The following is a 1,777-nucleotide window of genomic DNA, read 5'->3' as shown; positions in this document are numbered from 1 at the left end:
GCCGATCAGCCCCTTGATCTCCTTCGCCGCTTCGGCGCTGCGCTGCGCGAGGCTGCGCACCTCGCTGGCGACGACCGCGAAGCCGCGGCCCTGTTCGCCGGCGCGCGCCGCTTCGACCGCCGCATTCAGCGCGAGGATGTTGGTCTGGAACGCGATGCCGTCGATCACGCCGATGATGTCGGCGATCTTCTTCGAGCTCGCGTTGATGTCGTCCATCGTCGCGACGACCTGCGAAACGACCGCGCCGCCGCGTGCGGCCACTTCGGCGGCCGAGCTCGCGAGCTGGTTCGCCTGGCGCGCCGAGTCGGCCGACTGCTTCACGGTGCCGGTCAGCTGCTCCATCGACGAGGCCGCCTGCTGCAGGTTCGACGCGGTCTGCTCGGTGCGGCTCGACAGGTCCTGGTTGCCGGTCGCGATCTCGGTGCTCGCGGTGCCGATGCTGTCGGTCGAGCTGCGCACCTGCACGAGCGTCGAGCGCATCGAATCGACCATGCGCTTCAGGCCGTCGAGCAGGCTGCCCTGCGGCGCGCTGCCGAGGTCGATCGCGAGGTTGCCGCTGGCCACGTCGGCCATGGCGTCCATCGCCTTCTGCGGGTCGCCGCCGAGTTGCGCGAACACGCTGCGCTTGACGCTCCACGACAGCGCGACGATCGCCAGCAGCACGGCCAGCCCGGTCAGGAGCTGCTTGACCATGGCGGCGCGCACCTGCGCGTCGACGTCGTCCATGTACAGGCCCGAGCCGATGAACCAGTTCCAGCCCGGAACCCCCATCGCGAACTGCAGCTTCGGCACCGGCGCGGTGGTGCCGGGGCGCGGGAACTGGGTCTCGACGAAGGTCGTGCCGTCCTTGCTGGCGCGCAGGCCGTCGGTCATCGCCTTCAGGATGTCCACGCCTTGCTGGTCCTTGACCTTGCCGAGCATCGGCTGGCCCTCCCATTCGGGCTTGAACGGGTGCATCACGCCTTCGGCGTCCATCGTGAAGATGAAGAAGTAGTCGCCCTTGCCCTCGTTGCTGCCGTAGCGGGCCGGGCGCAAGGCCTCGCGCGCGGCCTTTTTCGCGTCGGCCTCGCTCATCGTGCCGGCGGCGGCACGGGCCTGAAACGCGAGCACGATGGATTGCGCCGCCTGCACCGCGGTGCGCAGCGCCGCCTGCTTGCCCTGGATGATCTCGTTGCGGGTCTGCCAGACCGCGCTGACGCAGACGACCGCGATGCCGAGCACGGCGCTGAGCATCAGCAGGCCGATTTTTCGATTGAAGCTGAGTGTGTTGAACATGGTGATGTCGATGCGCGGCTCTCGGCGCGGCCGGACAGAGGGATGGAGGCCGCGAGCGCGGGGGATGCACTCTCTATCGACCGGCACCGGTCAACCTTGAGACACGATGCGCGGCGCGGTTCGCGCCGTCGCGGACCTCCCGGCCTCTTCAGGCCGCGGCGGTCGCGCGGGTCTCGCCGAGCCTGAAGCTGCCGACGGCCTGCGCGAGTTGCCCCGCCTGATCCTTCAGGCTTTGCGCGGCCGCGGCCGACTCCTCGACCAGCGCGGCGTTCTGCTGCGTCATCTGATCGAGCTGCGCGACCGAGGTATTGACCTCGCCGATGCCCTGGCTCTGCTCGCTGGCGGCCGCGCTGATCTCGGCGATGATGTCCGAGACGCGCTGCACCGAGCCGACGATCTCCTTCATCGTGCGACCGGCATCGGCGACGAGCTTCGAGCCGCCCTCGACCTTCTCGACCGAGGCGCCGATCAGCCCCTTGATCTCCTTCGCCGCTTCGGCGCT

The 1,777-nt window shown here is 69.3% G+C and carries 2 protein-coding genes; both read right to left on the bottom strand.

The features are described from left to right. The coding region (locus AC1DTW_RS28080) for a methyl-accepting chemotaxis protein (protein ID WP_477985321.1) at positions 1 to 1,275 on the bottom strand (1,275 nt) is incomplete at its 3' end. Positions 1,276 to 1,423: 148 nt separating this feature from the next. Beyond that, positions 1,424 to 1,777: methyl-accepting chemotaxis protein (locus tag AC1DTW_RS28075; protein WP_477985319.1), on the bottom strand; the 354-nt coding region annotated here is incomplete at its 5' end.

The organism is Rhizobacter sp. P5_A1 (assembly GCF_056400745.1).
This window is presented reverse-complemented; position numbering and strand designations above follow the sequence as displayed.